This is a genomic window from Pseudomonas lactucae (genome assembly GCF_036688725.1).
GTDB lineage: Bacteria > Pseudomonadota > Gammaproteobacteria > Pseudomonadales > Pseudomonadaceae > Aquipseudomonas > Aquipseudomonas lactucae.
The window spans coordinates 207,800-227,525 of record NZ_JAQQPT010000007.1 but is presented as its reverse complement, the minus strand read 5'-3'; the positions used below and the strand labels follow the sequence as shown (position 1 = coordinate 227,525).

Below are 19,726 nucleotides of genomic sequence, written 5' to 3'. Positions count from 1 at the left end.
CCTTTTAAGTGGTCTTCATAAGCAGGGCGTTGATGCAACGAATAACCAAGCTCTACCACACTGTCAAAATGTTGCGATTGAAGCAGATCTTTTATCGTCTTTATTATCGCTTCGCCAACGTCCGGCCGTTTTGCGCACAGGGTTTTACCCGACGCCCAGGTGTTCACCTGGAGAATGCTGCGCGCTGGAGTGCCTCGCGCTTCAATGCGGATGAGCAGTTTGAATTCATGGGGCTGACCGCGCCGATCGATTGGCACGATGAGACGCGGCCAAAAATCTGGCAATACAACCTGCACTACCTGGATCATTTGGCATCATCCGACCAAACCCGCACCGACTTCGACAAACGCCTGGTAAACAGTTGGATTGCAGACAATCCCCCCTTCAGTGGGTGCGGCTGGGAACCGTATACGCTGTCTTTGCGTATCGTGAACCTGATCAAGTGGCTGCAACAACAACCGAACCTGGAACCCCACTGGCTGGACAGCCTGGCGACCCAGGCCCATGCCCTGTCCGAACAGGTCGAATACCACATTCTCGCCAACCATCTGTTCGTGAATGGCAAGGCACTGGTATTTGCCGGGAGCTTTCTGCATGGTCGACAGGCGGATGGCTGGCTGGCCAAGGGCCTGAAGATTCTTGATGAGGAAATAGAAGAACAGTTTCTCGCGGATGGTGCGCACTTCGAACTCTCCCCCATGTACCACGCATCCCTTCTTTGGGATATGTGCGACTTGCTGAACCTGGCCACTCATTCCGAACTGCCGGAACTGACCACTCGCCAAGATAAATGGAGACGCCTGATCGAGCGTGGCATAGCCTGGTTGCGCAGCCTCCAGCATCCTGATGGCGGCATTCCATTCTTCAATGACTGCGCATTCGGTATAGCGCCGACGCTGCTTGATATAGAGGCGTACGCGGTTGAATTGGGGTGCCGTGCGCAGGACGAAATGCCCGACACCTCGGTGATTGTCGTTGAGCACCAGGCGGCTAGTGGCTATGTGGCGATTAACTTTGGCAATCAGTGCAAGGCGCTATTGAACCTCGCCCAGGTTGCGCCTGACTATCAGCCCGGTCACACCCACGCCGACACCCTGAGTTTCGAACTCAGCCTGTTTGGCCAGCGGGTTTTCGTCAACTCCGGGACATCGCAATACGGAGAAGGCGCCGAACGCCATCGTCAGCGCAGCACGGCAGCGCACAATACAATAGAAGTGAACGGTGAAAGCTCATCGCAAGTGTGGGCCGGTTTCCGGGTCGCGCGACGCGCACGTACTACCGTGGGCAAGATCGAACAGACGGCCGATACCGTACGCATCAGCAGCAGCCATGACGGCTACCTGCGGCTCGCTGGGAAAAACGTGCATACCCGCGAGTGGCTCGCAACGTCCGGCCAATTACAGGTCATGGATTCTGTTTCAGGTGCATTCGATAGAGCTGTATCGAGGCTGTTTTTACACCCCGATGTCAGCGCTGTGCAACACGGCAACACGATAAGCATCACCTTGCCCGGTGGTCAGGTCGCTGTCGCGACATTAGAGGGCGCGACCCGGATCCATGTGGCGCCTTCCACATGGCATCCGGAATTCGGCAAGTCTGTCCCCAACCAGTGCATCGTCGCAGACATCTCGACAGACAGACTGACCACCTGCATAACCTGGTGAGGCGTACATGAAACTTTTAATCTTGAGCTTTTATTATCAGCCTGATTTATCCGCCGGCTCATTCCGCACGACAGCATTGGTGGGAGCGCTTCTGGAGCAACTTCCCGAAAATGCGCATATTGAACTGATTACCACATTGCCCAATCGCTACAGCTCCTTCAGCACTCAGGCTGCGGAGCTGGAGGAACATCCCAGGCTGACCGTCCGCCGGATTGCCCTGCCCCCCCACAAAAGCGGGATGGTCGATCAAGCCAAGGCCTTTCTGGTGTACGCCAACGCGGTGCGCAAGATTGTGCGAAACCAACGCTACGACCTTATCTACGCGACGTCTTCGCGACTGATGACCGCTGCGCTGGGAGCGTTGATGGCACGCACTAAGCGGACGCCGCTCTACCTGGATATACGCGATATCTTTGTCGATACGATCAAGGACGTACTGTCCAAAAACAAGGTCTGGCTACTTAAACCGGCATTGTCGCTGATCGAACGTTTTACCATTCACTCGGCGCAAAAGGTCAATCTGGTCTCTGAAGGCTTTCTGCCTTACTTCAAATTACGCTACCCCGATCAACGCTACTCGACCTATACAAATGGCATTGATGACGAGTTCCTCAATGCGCAACCGGTCGCTGAAGAAAAGTCTTCAAATCAGATTCTGGACGTGGTCTACGCAGGGAATATTGGCGAAGGCCAGGGGCTGCACAACATCATCCCCCAGCTCGCCAAACAGCTTGAGGGGAAACTGCGGTTCAGGGTGATCGGTGATGGCGGTCGAATCGAGCTATTAAAGGAAGCCCTTGCCGCTCAAGGTTGTACCAATGTTGAGCTGCAAAAGCCGGTCAAGCGCGAGCAATTGATCGAGGCTTATCAGGCGGCGGATGTGCTTTTTCTGCATTTGAATGACCACGATGCGTTCCGCAAAGTCTTGCCATCAAAAGTGTTTGAATATGCCGCACTGGGCAAGCCGATCTGGGCGGGCATTTCGGGTTACGCCGCCAGTTTCGTATCTGAACATATTGAGAACGCCGCCGTGTTTGCACCCTGCGATGCTGCTGCCGGTATGCAGGCTTTCGAGACACTGAATGTCATGACGTGCCCGCGCCACGCCTTCGTCGAGCGTTTTGGACGCGACCGAATCATGCGCGAAATGTCGAAAGACATTCTTTCACTTACAGGAACGCCTTGATTATGCAAATCCTTCTGACGGGAGCGAGCGGCTTTATCGGTAGTGGATTAATCGCACCACTGCTTGAACGGCATCACTCGATTACCGCCGCTGTACGCGGACTCAAGGCCGAACTCGATCCGTGCATCAAGCAGAGCCTTGTCAGCGGGCTATCCGCCGAACAGGATTGGCAAGCGTTGCTCAAGGACCAGGATGCGGTGATTCATCTGGCGGCCCGGGTCCATGTCATGAGTGACGCATCCACCGATCCACTTGCCGAATATCGGCGAGTCAATGTCGAAGGCACCCTCAACCTGGCCCGCCAAGCCGCCGCTTGCGGGGTAAAGCGCTTTATCTTTATCAGTTCGATCAAGGTCAATGGCGAAAGCACGGTGGCGGGCGCGCCGTACACAGCCGAGAGTCCGACAGCCCCTACCGATCCCTACGGCGTCTCCAAAAAGGAGGCCGAGCATGGCCTGCGAGCGTTAGCGTGCGAAACCGGCATGGAAGTGGTGATCATCCGCCCCGTACTGGTTTACGGGCCCGGCGTTCAAGCGAACTTTCTGAGCATGATGCGCTGGTTGCACAAAGGTCTGCCCTTGCCCTTGGGGGCCGTGGACAATCGACGCAGCCTGGTTGCTCTGGAGAATCTGGTTGATTTGATTGTGACGTGCACCGAGCATCCCGCGGCGGCCAATCAAACCTTCCTGGTCAGTGATGGAGAAGACCTTTCGACCACGGCGCTCTTGCGTCGAATGGCGATGGCGCTGGGCAAGCCCGCACGTTTGTTGCCTGTACCGAGTTGGTTGCTGCAAGCCGGCGCCACTGCGCTGGGGCGCCGGGCGCTGGCTCAACGGCTATGTGGGTCCCTGCAGGTCGACATAGGCAAAACCCGCGAACTGTTGGGCTGGACGCCACCGAGCAGCGTTGATCAGGCATTGCATAAGACAGGTAAACATTTCTTGGAAACGCAAATTAAATGAATATGTGGTGGCTGTTACCGACGGTGGCGATTGTCGCTCTCCTTTTGACGGGGGCTTTACGCCATTACGCACTGGCTCGAAGCCTGATCGACATCCCGAATGCGCGCAGTTCGCACGTGGTACCCACGCCCAGAGGTGGTGGCGTCTCGATCGTCGTCAGCTTTCTGTTAGCGTTGCTGCTGACCGCCAGCCTGGGCCTGATTGCCTGGCCGCTCACATGGGCATTATTCGGCGCTGGGGCTGGCATCGCGGTGTTGGGATTTCTGGATGACCATGGCCACATCAGCGCACGCTGGCGCCTGCTAGGGCATTTTATAGCGGCGGCATGGGCACTCTTCTGGATCGGAGGGCTGCCACCGCTGACAGTGATGGGATTCGCCGTCGACCTGGGCTGGATCGGCCATGTGCTGACAGCGGTCTACCTGGTATGGCTGCTGAATCTGTATAACTTTATGGATGGCATTGATGGAATAGCCAGCGTCGAGGCTATTTGCGTGTGCCTTGGCAGTGCCTTGATCTACTGGCTTACAGGGCATGAACTGATCGCGCTGACGCCTTTATTGTTGGCGTTCGCGGTGGCTGGTTTCCTGTATTGGAACTTCCCTAAAGCACGCATTTTCATGGGTGATGCGGGCAGCGGATTCCTGGGCGTCACGCTGGGGGTGTTATCGCTGCAGGCGGCCTGGGTTGCACCGCAGCTCCTGTGGAGCTGGCTGATCCTGCTCGGCGTGTTTATCACTGACGCCACATGGACCTTGCTGCGTCGGCTGCTGAGAGGCGACAGGGTGTACGAAGCCCATCGCAGCCACGCTTACCAGTTCGCTTCCCGCCTGTTCGGCAAACACCCGCCGGTTACCCTGGCGGTCGTGGCAATCAATGTTGGCTGGCTGTTGCCTGTTGCGCTTCTGGTAGGCACCGGCACGATCGACGGCTTGCTGGGCCTGCTGCTGGCCTATCTACCGCTGATAGCACTGGCCGTAAAGTTCAAGGCAGGAGAAAAAGAACCAGGCTGACCGCATCAAAGGGGGCGGCGATCGCCTCCTTTCCGGTCGAGATCAAACCAGTCTCTTGCGGCGAGCTCTGGCTATCCAGGCCACCAGTGGACCTATGATCATCCCGATCAGCAATGCGAGCACGACGAACACGGAGACCGGCAACTGCGGTGCTGCCCAGCCAAGGAACTGCAGGGAAACCGACTGCTGATTTTCAAGCACAAATGCCAAGATGCCCAGCAGGAGCACCAACACTAGCAAGAGTGCACTAACGCGCTTCAAGCTACTCATGACTCACTCCCTTCACGAGTATCAAACCTCGTCTTCATCCTCATTGACCCGATCCCGCAGCTCTTTGCCCGGTTTGAAATGCGGAACGAACTTCCCGTCGAGGCTGACCGATTGACCGGTCTTCGGGTTACGGCCGACACGCGGAGCGCGGTAGTGCAGGGAGAAACTACCAAACCCACGGATCTCAATCCGATCGCCAGTAGCCAAACACTGCGACATCTGTTCAAGCATGGTCTTGATAGCCAGCTCAACATCCTTGGATGAGAGTAGCCCTTGATGGGTGACAATTCGTTCGATCAACTCCGACTTCGTCATATTTTTCCCTTCTTTTTCAAGCAGCTAGGAAAAGCGCTTCGAAGGTTTTAGCATGACTCGGTGAATTTGAACAGCCCATATATCAACTTATCTGATAGTTGAATAAACGCCCACATTGAATGTGCGACCGCCTCAGTTGCAGATCACCAGCATGGCACGGGTGACCGCTCCGGCGGGGTTCCAGCCGAACAGATAGTCGCCCTCCTCGTCCTTGGCATCACTGGAGCGGGTGATGACCTTATAACCCTGCATCTTGCATTCACGGGCGGCGCGCTTCTCGCACTTCTCCCAGGTATTGCCCAGGCCCGAGCAATCGATCTGGATACCACTGACGCCACGCTTGGCGTGGGTCTTGGCGCTGGTGGCGGAGCAGCCTGCAATCAATGCCAATACGAGTACTACCATCAGCCTGTTCATTCAAATCCTTACTGAAGCCGCAACATGGAAAGAGTCTTTCTTAAAACTATAACCAGTTCCGACATCGCGCTGTACGCCTTGGTTCTAACTTGTTGATTCAGCAAATTTCACCCAAAAAAAAGGGCGACCGAAGTCGCCCTTTTTTACAGCTTTACAGAACTTAGTTCTGCTTAGCCATTGCCTGGCGCAGCAGTGCCGCCATGGTGGTGTCAGCAGCAGCTTCCGGAGCAGCTTCTTTCAGGCTCTGGATAGCTTCTTTCTCTTCCACTTCGTCCTTGGACTTGATGGAGAGTTGGATCACGCGGCTCTTGCGGTCAACGCTGATGATCTTGGCTTCTACTTCCTGGCCTTCTTTCAGAACGTTACGTGCGTCTTCAACGCGGTCACGGCTGATTTCGGAGGCTTTCAGAGTCGCTTCGATATCGTCGGCCAGAACGATGATGGCGCCTTTGGCGTCAACTTCTTTCACAGTGCCTTTAACGATGGCGCCTTTGTCGTTCTCTTGAACGTACTCGGAGAACGGATCGCTTTCCAGTTGCTTGATGCCCAGGGAGATGCGCTCACGCTCTGGGTCAACCGACAGGATAACGGTGTCCAGCTCGTCGCCCTTCTTGAAACGACGAACAGCTTCTTCGCCCACTTCGTTCCAGGAGATGTCGGACAGGTGAACCAGGCCGTCGATGCCGCCGTCCAGACCAATGAAGATACCGAAATCGGTGATCGACTTGATGGTGCCGGAGATTTTATCGCCCTTGTTGAACTGGCCAGAGAAATCTTCCCATGGGTTAGATTTGCACTGCTTGATGCCCAGGGAGATACGACGACGCTCTTCGTCGATGTCCAGAACCATAACTTCCACTTCGTCGCCGACTTGTACGACTTTCGAAGGGTGGATGTTCTTGTTGGTCCAGTCCATTTCGGAAACGTGTACCAGGCCTTCCACACCTTCTTCCAGCTCAGCGAAGCAGCCGTAGTCGGTCAGGTTGGTTACACGCGCGGTAACGCGAGTGCTTTCTGGGTAGCGGGCTTTGATAGCGACCCATGGATCTTCACCCAGTTGCTTCAGGCCCAGGGAAACACGGTTGCGCTCGCGATCGTATTTCAGAACCTTGACATCGATCTCGTCGCCAACGTTGACGATTTCGGAAGGATGCTTGATACGCTTCCAAGCCATGTCGGTAATGTGCAGCAGGCCATCGACGCCACCCAGATCGACGAATGCGCCGTAATCGGTGAGGTTTTTGACGATACCTTTGACTTGTTGGCCTTCCTGCAGGGATTCCAGCAGAGCTTCACGCTCGGCGGAGTTCTCTGCTTCCAGGACGCTGCGACGGGAAACGACAACGTTGTTGCGCTTCTGGTCGAGCTTGATGACTTTGAATTCGAGTTCCTTGCCTTCCAGGTGCGTGGTGTCGCGCACTGGACGAACGTCGACCAAAGAACCTGGCAGGAACGCACGGATGCCGTTAACGTCGACAGTGAAGCCGCCTTTAACCTTACCGTTGATAACGCCCTTGACCACTTCTTCAGCTGCGAAGGCTGCTTCGAGAACAATCCAGCATTCAGCGCGCTTGGCTTTTTCACGGGACAGCTTGGTTTCACCGAAACCGTCTTCAACCGAGTCCAGAGCAACGTGAACTTCGTCACCGACATTGATTGTCAGATCGCCAGCATCGTTGTAGAACTGTTCTAGCGGGATCAGAGCTTCAGACTTCAGACCAGCGTGAACGGTTACCCAGCGAGCTTGGTAATCGATATCAACGATAACACCGGTGATGATGGAGCCTGCCTGAAGGTTCAGGGTTTTTAGGCTTTCTTCAAAGAGTTCCGCAAAGCTTTCGCTCATTTTAATTCCTGTTGATAAGGGCGAAGAATACGCCCATCTCCACACCCCAGACGGTGTGGGTCAGTTTCAGTTAAAAGAAGCCACCGCAGGACTATGACTGGTCCCCTGCGGCCTTCTTGATCACCCGGCGATATCGCGAATGGCGATTTCACTCAAGATGCGTTCCAGCACCTGCTCGATGGACAACTCCGTGGAATCCAGCTGTATGGCATCAGCCGCCGGCTTGAGTGGGGCTACTGCACGCTGGGTATCACGCTCATCGCGTGCACGGATCTCATCTAGCAGACTCGACAGACTAACACCATCGACTTTGCCCTTCAACTGCAAGTAACGCCGGCGGGCCCGTTCCTCGGCGCTGGCGGTGAGGAAAATCTTCAGCGGCGCCTCGGGAAACACCACCGTGCCCATGTCGCGACCATCGGCCACCAGGCCTGGCGGCTCCTGGAAAGCCCGCTGGCGCTGCAGCAAGGCATCACGCACGGCCGGCAGCGCGGCAACCTGGGATGCCCAGGAACCGACCTGTTCGTTGCGCAGGTCATCCGTCACATCATCGCCTTCCAGGATGATGCGCTGCGGATGGCCTTCCGTCGCCCCGACGAACTGCACATCGAGGTGCGCCGCCAGCAGCTTCAGGGATTCTTCGTTGGTCAGGTCGACGCCATGGTTGCGTGCGGCAAATGCCAGCAGGCGGTACAGCGCGCCGGAATCCAGCAGGCACCAGCCCAGGCGCTTGGCCAGGATGCCGGCGATCGTGCCTTTGCCCGAGCCGCTTGGCCCGTCGATGGTAATCACCGGTGCTTTGATATTCACAATTGAGCCTCTTGGGCAACACGGATGCCGACATGGGCACACAGTGTAAGAAAGTTCGGAAAAGACGTAGCAACATTGGCGCAGTCATGGATACGAATCGGCGCCGTTGCCCGCAGGGAAGCGACGCTGAACGCCATGGCAATGCGGTGATCGCCATGGGCATGCACATCGCCGCCGCCTATCGGGCCACCGTCAATGATAATCCCATCAGGGGTCGGTTCACACTTCACCCCCAGTGCCAGCAGACCGTCGGCCATCACCTGGATTCGGTCGGACTCCTTCACGCGCAACTCTTCAGCGCCACGCAAAACGGTCCGCCCTTCGGCACAGGCCGCCGCCACAAACAGCACCGGAAACTCGTCGATCGCCAACGGCACCAGCGCTTCGGGAATCTCGATACCCTTCAGCCCGGCCGCACGCACACGCAGGTCGGCAACCGGCTCGCCACCCACTTCGCGCTGGTTTTCCAAGGTGATATCGGCGCCCATCAAGCGCAGGATATCGATCACACCGGTTCGGGTCGGATTGATCCCCACATGCTCGAGCAACAACTCGGAGCCCTCGGCAATCGAAGCGGCCACCAGGAAGAACGCCGACGAGGAAATATCCCCCGGCACTTCAATGTGGGTGGCCGTCAGCACATGGCCCGATTCCACTGACGCGGTGGCCCCATTAATCGCCACCGGACAACCAAAGCCGCGCAACATGCGCTCGGTATGGTCGCGGGTCGGCGCGGGCTCCGTCACCGCTGTAGTGCCTTTGGCATACAACCCGGCCAGCAACAGACAGGACTTGACCTGGGCACTCGCCATCGGCAACGCGTAGGTCATGCCTGTGAGCGACTGGCCACCGCGAATGGTCAGCGGCGGGCGCCCTTCCGGACCTGTCTCGATCACCGCCCCCATTTCCCGCAAAGGCTTGGCCACACGATTCATCGGGCGCTTGGACAGCGACGCATCGCCCGTCAACACGCTGTCGAAATTCTGCGCCGCCAGCAACCCGGACAGCAGGCGCATGGACGTGCCGGAGTTACCCAGGTAAATCGGCCCCGGCGCCGCCTTCAAACCATGCAACCCCACGCCATGAATGGTCACGCGCCCATGGTGCGGGCCTTCAATGACCACACCCATGTCGCGAAACGCCTGCAAGGTGGCCAGGGCATCCTCACCCTCAAGGAAACCTTCGACTTCAGTCACCCCTTCAGCCAACGACCCCAGCATGATCGACCGATGGGAGATCGACTTGTCACCTGGTACCCGGATACGCCCGCTCAAGACACCGCCCGGGTTGGCGACGAAGATCAGGTCATCGGTGTCCACAGTGGTTTCCATGTAGGCCCGGCGCGCCAGGATCTTGCTGAAGTGTTCGCGCGCCACCCGCGCACGAGTGAACACGCCCAACAATTGGTGGCCATCCCCCGCATCGACCGCGTCACGCAAGGCATCGAGGTCGCTGCGGAAGGTGTCCAGGGTGCGCAACACCGCTTCGCGATTGGCGAGGAAGATGTCATGCCACATCACCGGGTCGCTGCCGGCAATCCGCGTAAAGTCGCGAAAGCCACCCGCTGCGTAACGGAAAATCTCAAGGTTCTCGTTGCGCTTGGCCAGCGAATCCACCAGACCGAACGCCAGCAAATGCGGCAGATGACTGGTGGCCGCCAGCACTTCGTCGTGACGCTCGACCTGCATATGCTCGACATCCGCACCCAGCTCGCGCCAAAGACGGTCCACCACCGCCAACGCCGCCGGATCGGTTTGCGCCGGCGGCGTGAGGATCACTTTATGCCGACGGAACAGCTGCGCATTGGACGCCTCCACTCCGCTCTGCTCGGAGCCGGCAATCGGATGGCCCGGCACGAAGCGCGCCGGCATGCCACCAAAGGCCAACTGCGCCGCGCGCACCACATTGCCCTTGGCACTGCCGACGTCCGTGAGAATCGCGTTGCCCAAATCCATGCCAGCCAACATCGCCAGCAGCTTTTCCATGGCCAGGATCGGCACGGCAAGCTGGATCACGTCGGCGCCCTGGCACGCGAATGCCAGGTCCGCTTCACAGCGATCCACCACCCCCAGTTCAACGGCCAGTTTGCGCGATTGCGGGTCCAGGTCCACACCGACCACTTCGCCGCACAACCCGCTTTCGCGCAGACCTTTGGCGAAGGAGCCGCCGATCAACCCCAGGCCGACCACCACCAGGCGACCGATCATAGGCACAGCAGGTTGCAATGCAGTGACATCACCCACGAGCCAGAACCTTGGCCAGCGCCTCCAGGAAGCGGCTGTTTTCAGCCGGCAGGCCGATGGTGATACGCAGGTGGTTCGGCATGCCGTAGTTGGCCACCGGACGCACGATCACGCCTTCACGCAGCAAGCCCTGGAATACCGGGGCAGCCACCTGGCCGAGGTCGACGCAGATGAAGTTGCCCTTGGACGGGATCCAGCCCAGGCCCAAATCACGGAAACCGTCCTGCAACTGCAGCATGCCGCTTTCGTTGATACGTCGACCTTCTTGCAGATACTCGGCATCTTTGAGCGCCGCGCACGCCGCCGCCAGGGCCAGGCTGTTGACGTTGAACGGTTGGCGCACGCGGTTCAGCACGTCGGCGACCACTGCCGTGGACAGGCCATAACCGACCCGCAGCGACGCCAGGCCATAGGCTTTGGAGAAGGTGCGCGATACCAGCAGGTTCGGGTAGGCCGCCAGGAAGTCCAGCCCATCCGGCAGGTCGCTGCCTTCAGCGTATTCGATGTAAGCCTCGTCCAGCACCACCAGCACATGCTCCGGCACGTCTTGCAGGAATGCATTCAACGCCTGTGCATCGAACCAGGTACCGGTCGGATTGTTCGGGTTGGCGATAAACACCACACGCGTGTTGGCATCGATGGCCGCCAGCATCGCGGGCAGGTCATGGCCCCAGTCTTTGGCGGGAATGACACGGGCTTGCGCGCCAACGGCCTGGGTGACGATCGGATAGACCGCAAACGCGTGCTCGCTGAACACCGCATTCAGGCCCGGCGCCAGGTAAGCACGGCCGACCAGTTCAAGGATGTCGTTGGAGCCGTTGCCCAAGGTCACCTGGTTCAGCTCGACACGGCACTTTTGCGCCAGCAGCGATTTGAGGGCAAAGCCGTTGCCATCCGGGTAGCGGGTCAGCTCGGCCAGCTCTTCACGGATGGCCGCCAACACCTTGGGGCTCGGGCCAAGCGGGTTCTCGTTGCTCGCCAACTTGACGATCTTCGAAGGATCCAGGTTCAGCTCACGCGCCAGCTCGTCCACAGGCTTGCCCGGGACGTAAGGCGACAGTTGTTGCACGCCCGGCTGCGCCAGGGCGAGGAAGTTGCCACTCATGTTAACGCCTCACAAAACCGCTTTCGGGTAAGAGCCCAGCACCTTGAGCGCCACGGCTTCCTGACTGATCTTTTCCAGTACACCTTTAACCAGTGGGTCGCGGTGGTGGCCGATGAAGTCGATAAAGAACACGTAGGTCCATTTACCACTGCGCGAAGGCCGCGTCTCGATGCGTGTCAGGTCGATCCCGTTGTCGTGGAACGGCACCAGCAACTCATGCAGTGCGCCGGGCTTGTTGCTCATGGAGACAATGATCGAGGTCTTGTCGTCGCCGGTCGGCGGCACTTCCTGGCTGCCGATCATCAGGAAACGCGTGGAGTTGTCCGGGCGATCCTCGATTTTCTCGGCCAGGCGCGTCAGCCCGTAGAGGCCCGCCGCCATATCCCCGGCAATGGCTGCCGAATTCCACTCACCCTTGACCCGCTTGGCCGCTTCGGCGTTGCTGGACACCGCCACGCGCTCGACATTCGGGTAATGGGCGTCCAGCCACTTGCGACACTGGGCCAGGGACTGGGCGTGGGAATAGATACGGCTGATGCTGTCGGTCTTGGTGTTTTCGCCCACCAGCAGGTGGTGGTGGATGCGCAGCTCGACTTCGCCGCAGATCACCATGTCGTGCTCGAGGAAGCTGTCCAGCGTGTGGTTGACCGCGCCTTCAGTGGAGTTTTCCACCGGCACCACGCCAAAATTCACTGCACCGGCCGCGACTTCACGGAACACTTCGTCGATGGCCGCCATCGGTTTGCTGATCACTGCGTGACCGAAGTGCTTCATGGCCGCCGCCTGGGTGAACGTGCCCTCGGGACCGAGGTACGCGACCTTGAGCGGCTGCTCCAGGGCCAGGCACGACGACATGATTTCACGGAACAACCGCGCCATCTCTTCGTTGCCCAACGGCCCCTTGTTGCGTTCCATCACGCGCTTGAGCACCTGGGCTTCACGCTCGGGACGGTAGAACACCGGCACTTCGCCTTCAGCCAGGGACGCCATCTTCACCCGCGCCACTTCCTGGGCGCATCGCGCACGCTCACTGATCAGCTCCAGGACTTTCTCGTCCAGGCTGTCAATGCGCACGCGCAGGGCCTTGAGCTCTTGTTCAGACATTAGCCGTGTTCCTTTTCGAACTCTGCCATGTAGGCAACCAACGCGTTGATCGCGTGGATGTCGACAGCGTTATAGATGGAGGCGCGCATGCCACCCACCGAGCGGTGGCCCTTGAGGTTCAGCAGGCCACGCTCGTCGGCACCCGCCAGGAACGGCTTGTCCAGGCGGTCATCAGCCAGGCGGAACGGCACGTTCATCCACGAGCGGTCGGTGAGGTTGATCGGGTTGCTGTACAGGCCGCTGGCGTCGATGAAATCGTACAGGGTGCGTTTCTTCACCTCGTTGAGCTTGCCCATGGCCGCCACGCCGCCCTGCTCCTTGAGCCACTCGAACACCAGGCCGGAGAGGTACCAGGCGAACGCCGGCGGGGTGTTGTACATCGAGCCGTTATCGGCCGCGACCTTGTAGTTGAGCATGGTCGGACACAGCGAACGGGCGCGGCCCAGCAGGTCTTCGCGGATAATGTTGACCAGGATCCCGCTCGGGCCAATGTTCTTCTGCGCACCGGCGTAGATCATGCCGTAGCGCGACACATCGATCGGGCGCGAGAGGATGTCCGAAGACATGTCGCATACCAGCGGTACGTCGCCGACTTCCGGCACCCAGTCGAATTCCAGGCCGCCGATGGTTTCGTTCGCAACGTAGTGCACGTAGGCCGCGCCCTTCGACAGCTTCCATTCGTTCTGACCGGGAATGGCGAAGTAGTCGTAGGGTTTGGCGGTACCGGCCACATTGACATGCCCGTAACGCGAGGCCTCCTCAATGGCTTTCTGACCCCAGATACCGGTGTCGATGTAGTCGGCGGTGCCGTCTTCCGGCAGCAGGTTCAGCGGTATTTGCGCGAACTGCTGGCTGGCGCCGCCCTGCAGGAACAGCACTTTGTAGTTCGATGGGATGTCCAGCAAGTCGCGCAGATCCTGCTCGGCCTTGGTGGCAATGGACACGAACTCATCGCTGCGATGGCTCATTTCCATCACGGAGAGGCCTTTTCCATGCCAGTCGAGGAGTTCACCCTGCGCGCGCTGCAGGACTGCTTCAGGAAGCGCCGCGGGACCGGCACAGAAGTTATAGGCTCTCTTGCTCACATCCAATCTCACTCTGATCTGGTGGGGTGGTGCAATAAACGGGTATTCAATACTTTCACAAGGGACAAACAACAAGGGGGCGAATCTTCATCCGCCCCCTGTGTGTCCGCTTATTCCTGCGGTTCTTCTTCGTCTGCGGCTGCGTCGAGGGTTGGCTCGTCGACGTTGTCATCGCCTGCTGCGACCACCTCGCCGTCAAATTCCTCGCCCTCCAGCTCTTCACCTTCGACTTCCGACGGTTCCTGCACACGCTCCAGGCCGACCAGTTTTTCGTCCTTGGCCAGCTTGATCAGCGTCACGCCCTGGGTGTTACGACCCAGGCTCGACACTTCGGCCACACGGGTACGTACCAGCGTGCCCTGGTCGGAAATCAGCATGATTTCCTCGCCGTCGAGCACCTGGACCGCGCCGACCAGACGGCCGTTGCGATCGTTGCTGACCATGGCAATAACGCCCTGACCACCACGTTTGTACTCCGGGAACTCGCTGATGGCGGTGCGTTTTCCATAACCACGCTCGGAAGCGGTGAGGATCTGGCTGCCTTCTTCCGGAATCAGCATCGAAATCAGCTTCTGACCTTCCGGCAGGCGCATGCCGCGCACACCGCGGGCGGTACGGCCCATGGCGCGAACGTCGGACTCTTTGAAACGCGTGACCTTGCCGCCGTCGGAGAACAGCATGACTTCACGCTCGCCATCGGTGATGGCGGCGGAGATCAGTACGTCGCCTTCATCCAGCTCCAGAGCGATCAGGCCCACGCTGCGCTGACGGCTGAAGGACTCCAACGGCGTCTTCTTCACGGTGCCTTTGGCGGTGGCCATGAAGATGAAGTGACCTTCGGTGTATTCCTCGACCGGCAGCATGGTGGTGATGTATTCATCACTGTCCAGCGGCAGCAGGTTGACCAGCGGACGACCACGGGCGGCACGCGACGCTTCGGGAATTTCGTAGGTTTTCAGCCAGTACACCTTGCCCTTGCTGGAGAACAGCAGCAGCGTGGTGTGGCTGTTGGCGACCAGCAGGTGCGCGATGTAGTCCTCATCCTTCACGCCGGTAGCCGATTTACCTTTACCGCCACGACGCTGGGCCTGGTACGCAGCCAATGGCTGGGTCTTGGCGTAGCCACCGTGGGAAATGGTCACCACACGCTCTTCCTCCGGGATCATGTCACCCAGGGTCAGGTCGAGGCGCGCATCGAGGATTTCGGTACGGCGCACGTCGCCATATTCGGCGCGGATCACTTCCAGTTCTTCGCGGATCACTTCCATCAGGCGCACGGCGCTGTTGAGGATGCGGATCAACTCGCCGATCTGGTTGAGGATCTCCTGGTACTCGGCCAGCAGCTTCTCGTGTTCCAGCCCGGTCAGGCGGTGCAGGCGCAGTTCCAGGATGGCCTGGGCCTGTTCCGGCGACAGGAAGTACTTGCCTTCGCGCAGACCGTATTGCGGGTCCAGGGTCTCCGGACGGCACGAGTCGGCACCGGCACGTTCAACCATGGCCACCACGGCGCTCGATTCCCAAGGCGTGCTGATCAACGCTTCCTTGGCTTCCGACGGGGTTGGCGAGGCCTTGATCAGGGCGATCACCGGGTCGATGTTCGACAGCGCAACCGCCTGGCCTTCCAGGATATGGCCGCGCTCGCGGGCCTTGCGCAGTTCGAACACGGTACGACGGGTGACCACTTCGCGACGGTGACGCACGAAGGCTTCCAGCAGATCCTTGAGGTTCAGGATGCGCGGACGGCCGTCGATCAGCGCAACGACGTTGATACCAAATACGCTTTGCAACTGGGTCTGGGCGTAGAGGTTGTTGAGGATCACCTCCGGTACTTCGCCGCGACGCAGTTCGATCACCACACGCATACCGTCTTTGTCGGACTCGTCGCGCAGCTCGGTGATGCCTTCGAGCTTCTTCTCTTTAACCAGCTCGGCGATCTTCTCGATCAGACGCGCCTTGTTCAACTGGTATGGGAGTTCGGTAATGACGATCTGTTGACGACCACCGACCTTGTCGATGTCTTCGATGATCGAGCGGGCGCGCATGTAAATACGGCCGCGGCCGGTGCGGTAGGCTTCGATGATGCCGGCGCGACCGTTGATGATCGCGGCGGTCGGGAAGTCCGGACCGGGGATGTATTGCATCAGCTCGTCGACGGTCAGCTCGGGGTTGTCGATGAGGGCCAGGCAACCGTCGATGACTTCACCGAGGTTGTGCGGCGGGATGTTGGTGGCCATGCCCACGGCGATACCGCTGGAGCCGTTGACCAGCAGGTTGGGAATACGGGTCGGCATGACCGCCGGGATCATTTCGGTGCCGTCGTAGTTCGGCACCCAGTCCACGGTTTCTTTATGCAGGTCGGCCAGCAGCTCGTGCGCCAACTTGGTCATGCGCACTTCGGTGTATCGCATCGCCGCGGCGTTGTCGCCGTCGACCGAACCGAAGTTACCCTGGCCGTCTACCAGCAGGTAGCGCAGGGAAAACGGCTGGGCCATCCGAACGATGGTGTCGTACACCGCAGTGTCGCCGTGAGGGTGATACTTACCGATCACGTCACCAACAACACGGGCAGATTTCTTGTACGGCTTGTTCCAGTCGTTACCCAGCTCGCTCATCGCGAACAGCACACGCCGGTGCACGGGCTTCAAGCCATCGCGCGCATCAGGCAGTGCCCGACCGACAATTACGCTCATCGCGTAGTCGAGGTAGGACTGTTTCAGCTCGTCTTCGATATTGACCGGGAGGATTTCTTTGGCCAGTTCGCCCATGAGAAGCCTGATTCCTTTTTCGGGTGAAACCTCGTCACATCCATATGGGACGAACGAAGCTCGCCGCTGCCGGCAGAGTGCCTGGCAACGACTTACGACAAATCAACGAGTTATGACACGGATCTGCACGTTATAGGCCACCCCTCGGGGCAGCCCTGGAAACCGCCGGATGTTATCACAATCGCCGCCACGCACCTATCCCCCTGATGCGCATGGAGACTAGTAATTTGACGGATGACAGGCTTGAGGGGGACGAGAGGGGCTCAGAGGTGGGGTGATGCTTTTTTTTGAGGGCGGATCCACAAGGTTTATTGACTTTGAGGACCAATCGGGGGCAAGCCCCTCCCACATTTTGACTGTGCTCGCAATTGAAACGTGGGAGGGGCTTGCCCCCGATAGCAATTTCACAGACACCACAGCCCCTTAATGCAGACGCCTACGGCACATCAACTTGGCCAGTTTGGCCGCGTCCGGCCGCTCTACCACACCTTTTTCAGTGACGATGACATCAATCAGATCGGCCGGTGTCACATCAAACACCGGATTGAACGCCTGCACGTCCAACCGTTGCCCATTCACCTCAAGCAACTCGCCCACATCACGCTGCTCCAGAGCGACCTCTTCACCGGTGGCCATCATCAGATCCAGGCTCGAACTCGGCGCCACCACCATAAAGCGTACACCGTGGTGCATGGCGCAAACCGCCAGCTGATAGGTCCCGATCTTGCTGATCACATCGCCATTGGCCGCAATGCAGTCAGCGCCCACGATGACCCAGGTCACGCCCTTGGTCTTGAGGATATGCGCACCGGCCGAGTCGGCATTCGCCATGACCGGGATGCCGACGCCCGCCAACTCCCAGGCTGTCAGCCGCGAACCCTGCAACCAGGGGCGGGTCTCGTTGACATACACCTGCTCGACCAGGCCCTCCAGGAACGCGGCGCGAATCACCCCCAGGGCCGTCCCGACACCGCCGGTGGCCAACGCGCCGGTATTGCCGTGGGTGAGAATCGCCTGGGCGTTGCCCTGATGCTTGCGAATTCGCTCAACGCCCAACTGGGCCATGACGAGATTGGCTTCGCGGTCGCTTTCATGAATCGCCATAGCTTCGGCTTCCAGCGCCACCAGCGGGTCGGCGTGCTTCTTGAGGCGGTCCAGGCGATCACGCATGCGCGCAAGTGCCCAGAACAGATGCGATGCGGTCGGACGGCTATTGGCCAGCAGTGCGTAGTCTTCTTCCCATGCGGCCTGCCAGTCACCGCCCTGGGCGATGCGCACACGCGCCGCCAGCACCAGACCATAAGCCGCGCTGATGCCGATGGCCGACGCACCACGCACCACCATCGTACGAATGGCCGCGGCCACTGCTTCGACTGTCGCACACGCTACCCAGCTTTCACGGGACGGCAAGGCGCGCTGATCGAGCAGGTGCAGCGTGCCGTCGCGCCAATCGATGGCCTTCACGTTCTCCAAAGCCAACAGTCGATCGCGCATCCCTTACTCCGCACTCATGAACAAAAGCCGCCGATTATAGCGATCCGCCAGCCAGGACGCTCGGGTATACTTCGCCCTTCTTTTATAGCTGCCCAGGAAGAAGCCCGCGATGACCGCCACTGCCGCCCCGCTCGACTTGCTGTTGCTGCCGACCTGGCTGGTACCGATCGAACCCGCCGGCGTGGTGCTCAAGGAGCATGGCCTGGGCATTCGCGATGGGTGCATTGCGTTTATCGGGCCACGCGCGGCGGCCTTGAAGCTGGCGGCCACCGAGGTGCGCGAGCTGCCGGGCATGCTGCTCAGCCCTGGCCTGATCAACGCGCACGGCCATGCGGCAATGAGCCTGTTTCGCGGCCTGGCCGACGACCTGCCGCTGATGACCTGGCTGGAAAAGCACATCTGGCCCGCCGAAGCCAAATGGGTCGATGAAGCCTTCGTGCGTGATGGCACCGACCTGGCCATCGCCGAACAGCTCAAGGGTGGCATCACCTGCTTCAGCGACATGTACTTTTACCCCAAGGTCGCCAGTGACTGCGTGCACAACAGCGGCATGCGCGCGCAGATCGCGATTCCGATCCTCGACTTCCCGATTCCCGGCGCCAGCAGCGCCGATGAAGCCATTCGCCAGGGCATCGAGCTGTTCGGCGACCTCAAGCACCATCCGCGCATCAAGATCACCTTCGGCCCCCACGCGCCCTACACCGTGTGCGACGACAACCTGGAAGAAATCCGCGTGATCGCCGAAGAGCTGGACGCCGCGATCCACATGCATGTGCACGAAACCGCCTTCGAGGTACAGCAAGCCGTCGAAAAGACCGGCGAACGCCCACTCGCCCGCCTGGGTCGCCTCGGGCTGCTGGGTCCGCGCTTCCAAGCCGTTCATATGACCCAAATCAGCGAGGATGACCTGGCTTTGCTGATAGAAAGCAACACCAGTGTCGTCCATTGCCCGGAGTCGAACCTGAAACTGGCCAGCGGCTTCTGCCCGGTAGAGCGTCTGTGGCAGGCGGGCGTCAATGTGGCCATCGGCACCGACGGCGCCGCCAGCAACAATGACCTGGACCTGCTGGGCGAAACCCGCACCGCCGCGATGCTGGCCAAGGCCGTCGCCGGCTCGGCCACCGCCCTGGATGCCCACCGTGCCCTGCGCATGGCCACGCTCAACGGTGCACGGGCGATGGGCCTGGAAAGCCAGATCGGCTCACTGGAAGTGGGCAAGGCTGCGGATATCGTCGCGTTTGATTTGTCGGGGCTGGCGCAACAACCGATCTACGATCCGGTCTCACAGCTTATCTATGCCACCGGACGCGACTGCGTGAAACACCTTTGGGTCGCCGGCAAGCAGTTGCTCGACGACCGGCGATTGACCCGCATGGATGAACAACAGTTGACCGCCACGGCCATCGCCTGGGGCCAACGCATCAGCGGGCACAGCGAATAACGTCGG

General features: G+C 59.4%; 16 protein-coding genes. 5 read left to right on the top strand and 11 right to left on the bottom strand.

Annotated elements, in window-relative coordinates:
• Nucleotides 1-32: 32 nt before the first annotated feature.
• The 4 genes from V6M90_RS10505 to V6M90_RS10490 are packed head-to-tail and all read left to right on the top strand — an operon-like array spanning nucleotide 33 to nucleotide 4,825.
• Complete coding sequence (locus V6M90_RS10505; protein WP_332846435.1) at nucleotides 33-1,664, top strand: heparinase II/III family protein; 1,632 nt, start codon at nucleotides 33-35, stop codon at nucleotides 1,662-1,664.
• Nucleotides 1,665-1,671: 7 nt separating this feature from the next.
• Nucleotides 1,672-2,850: a glycosyltransferase family 4 protein gene (locus V6M90_RS10500; RefSeq protein WP_042944367.1), complete on the top strand. Its 1,179-nt coding sequence runs from the start codon at nucleotides 1,672-1,674 to the stop codon at nucleotides 2,848-2,850.
• Between the two features lie 2 nt (nucleotides 2,851-2,852).
• Complete coding sequence (locus V6M90_RS10495) at nucleotides 2,853-3,812, top strand: UDP-glucose 4-epimerase family protein (RefSeq protein WP_141064945.1); 960 nt, start codon at nucleotides 2,853-2,855, stop codon at nucleotides 3,810-3,812.
• On the top strand, nucleotides 3,809-4,825 hold the full coding sequence (locus V6M90_RS10490) for an MraY family glycosyltransferase (RefSeq protein ID WP_332846434.1): 1,017 nt from the start codon (nucleotides 3,809-3,811) through the stop codon (nucleotides 4,823-4,825). Before V6M90_RS10495 ends, V6M90_RS10490 begins: the two co-directional genes overlap by 4 nt.
• Before the next feature lie 42 nt (nucleotides 4,826-4,867).
• On the opposite strand, the gene V6M90_RS10485 is transcribed toward V6M90_RS10490, so the two are convergent.
• From V6M90_RS10485 to mtnA, 11 genes are all read right to left on the bottom strand, one after another.
• A complete protein-coding gene (locus tag V6M90_RS10485; RefSeq protein WP_078823724.1) occupies nucleotides 4,868-5,095 on the bottom strand; it encodes a LapA family protein in 228 nt (75 codons plus the stop codon).
• Nucleotides 5,096-5,116: 21 nt separating this feature from the next.
• Nucleotides 5,117-5,410 carry an integration host factor subunit beta gene (gene ihfB, locus V6M90_RS10480; RefSeq protein ID WP_003172657.1) on the bottom strand — a complete coding sequence of 98 codons (294 nt, stop codon included), beginning with the start codon at nucleotides 5,408-5,410 and terminating at the stop codon, nucleotides 5,117-5,119.
• A 132-nt stretch (nucleotides 5,411-5,542) separates the two neighbouring features.
• The gene (locus V6M90_RS10475) at nucleotides 5,543-5,827 is read right to left on the bottom strand and encodes a hypothetical protein (protein ID WP_141064946.1); all 285 of its coding nucleotides are present in this window, start codon (nucleotides 5,825-5,827) and stop codon (nucleotides 5,543-5,545) included.
• 160 nt (nucleotides 5,828-5,987) lie between these two features.
• Nucleotides 5,988-7,673 (bottom strand): 30S ribosomal protein S1, encoded by a 1,686-nt coding sequence (gene rpsA, locus V6M90_RS10470; protein ID WP_003189774.1) that lies wholly within the window; start codon nucleotides 7,671-7,673, stop codon nucleotides 5,988-5,990.
• A gap of 120 nt (nucleotides 7,674-7,793) precedes the next feature.
• Entirely contained in the window at nucleotides 7,794-8,483 is a 690-nt protein-coding gene (gene cmk / locus V6M90_RS10465) for a (d)CMP kinase (protein WP_003172653.1), read from the bottom strand.
• Nucleotides 8,480-10,690, bottom strand: coding sequence for a bifunctional prephenate dehydrogenase/3-phosphoshikimate 1-carboxyvinyltransferase (locus V6M90_RS10460; RefSeq protein ID WP_332846449.1), 2,211 nt, complete (start codon nucleotides 10,688-10,690; stop codon nucleotides 8,480-8,482). Before V6M90_RS10460 ends, cmk begins: the two co-directional genes overlap by 4 nt.
• A gap of 28 nt (nucleotides 10,691-10,718) precedes the next feature.
• Nucleotides 10,719-11,831, bottom strand: coding sequence for a histidinol-phosphate transaminase (gene hisC / locus V6M90_RS10455; protein ID WP_003172651.1), 1,113 nt, complete (start codon nucleotides 11,829-11,831; stop codon nucleotides 10,719-10,721).
• A gap of 9 nt (nucleotides 11,832-11,840) precedes the next feature.
• Nucleotides 11,841-12,935 carry a prephenate dehydratase gene (pheA, locus tag V6M90_RS10450; RefSeq protein WP_003172650.1) on the bottom strand — a complete coding sequence of 365 codons (1,095 nt, stop codon included), beginning with the start codon at nucleotides 12,933-12,935 and terminating at the stop codon, nucleotides 11,841-11,843.
• Nucleotides 12,935-14,020, bottom strand: coding sequence for a 3-phosphoserine/phosphohydroxythreonine transaminase (serC, locus tag V6M90_RS10445; protein ID WP_078732182.1), 1,086 nt, complete (start codon nucleotides 14,018-14,020; stop codon nucleotides 12,935-12,937). The genes pheA and serC overlap by 1 nt, the downstream gene beginning before the upstream one ends.
• 110 nt (nucleotides 14,021-14,130) lie before the next feature.
• Nucleotides 14,131-16,785 (bottom strand): DNA gyrase subunit A, encoded by a 2,655-nt coding sequence (gyrA, locus tag V6M90_RS10440; protein ID WP_003172648.1) that lies wholly within the window; start codon nucleotides 16,783-16,785, stop codon nucleotides 14,131-14,133.
• A 423-nt stretch (nucleotides 16,786-17,208) separates the two neighbouring features.
• A complete protein-coding gene (gene mtnA, locus V6M90_RS10435) occupies nucleotides 17,209-18,279 on the bottom strand; it encodes an S-methyl-5-thioribose-1-phosphate isomerase (RefSeq protein WP_332846433.1) in 1,071 nt (356 codons plus the stop codon).
• A gap of 109 nt (nucleotides 18,280-18,388) precedes the next feature.
• Here mtnA and V6M90_RS10430 point away from each other — a divergent pair, with 109 nt between their 5' ends.
• On the top strand, nucleotides 18,389-19,720 hold the full coding sequence (locus V6M90_RS10430; protein ID WP_332846432.1) for a TRZ/ATZ family hydrolase: 1,332 nt from the start codon (nucleotides 18,389-18,391) through the stop codon (nucleotides 19,718-19,720).
• Nucleotides 19,721-19,726 lie beyond the last annotated feature (6 nt).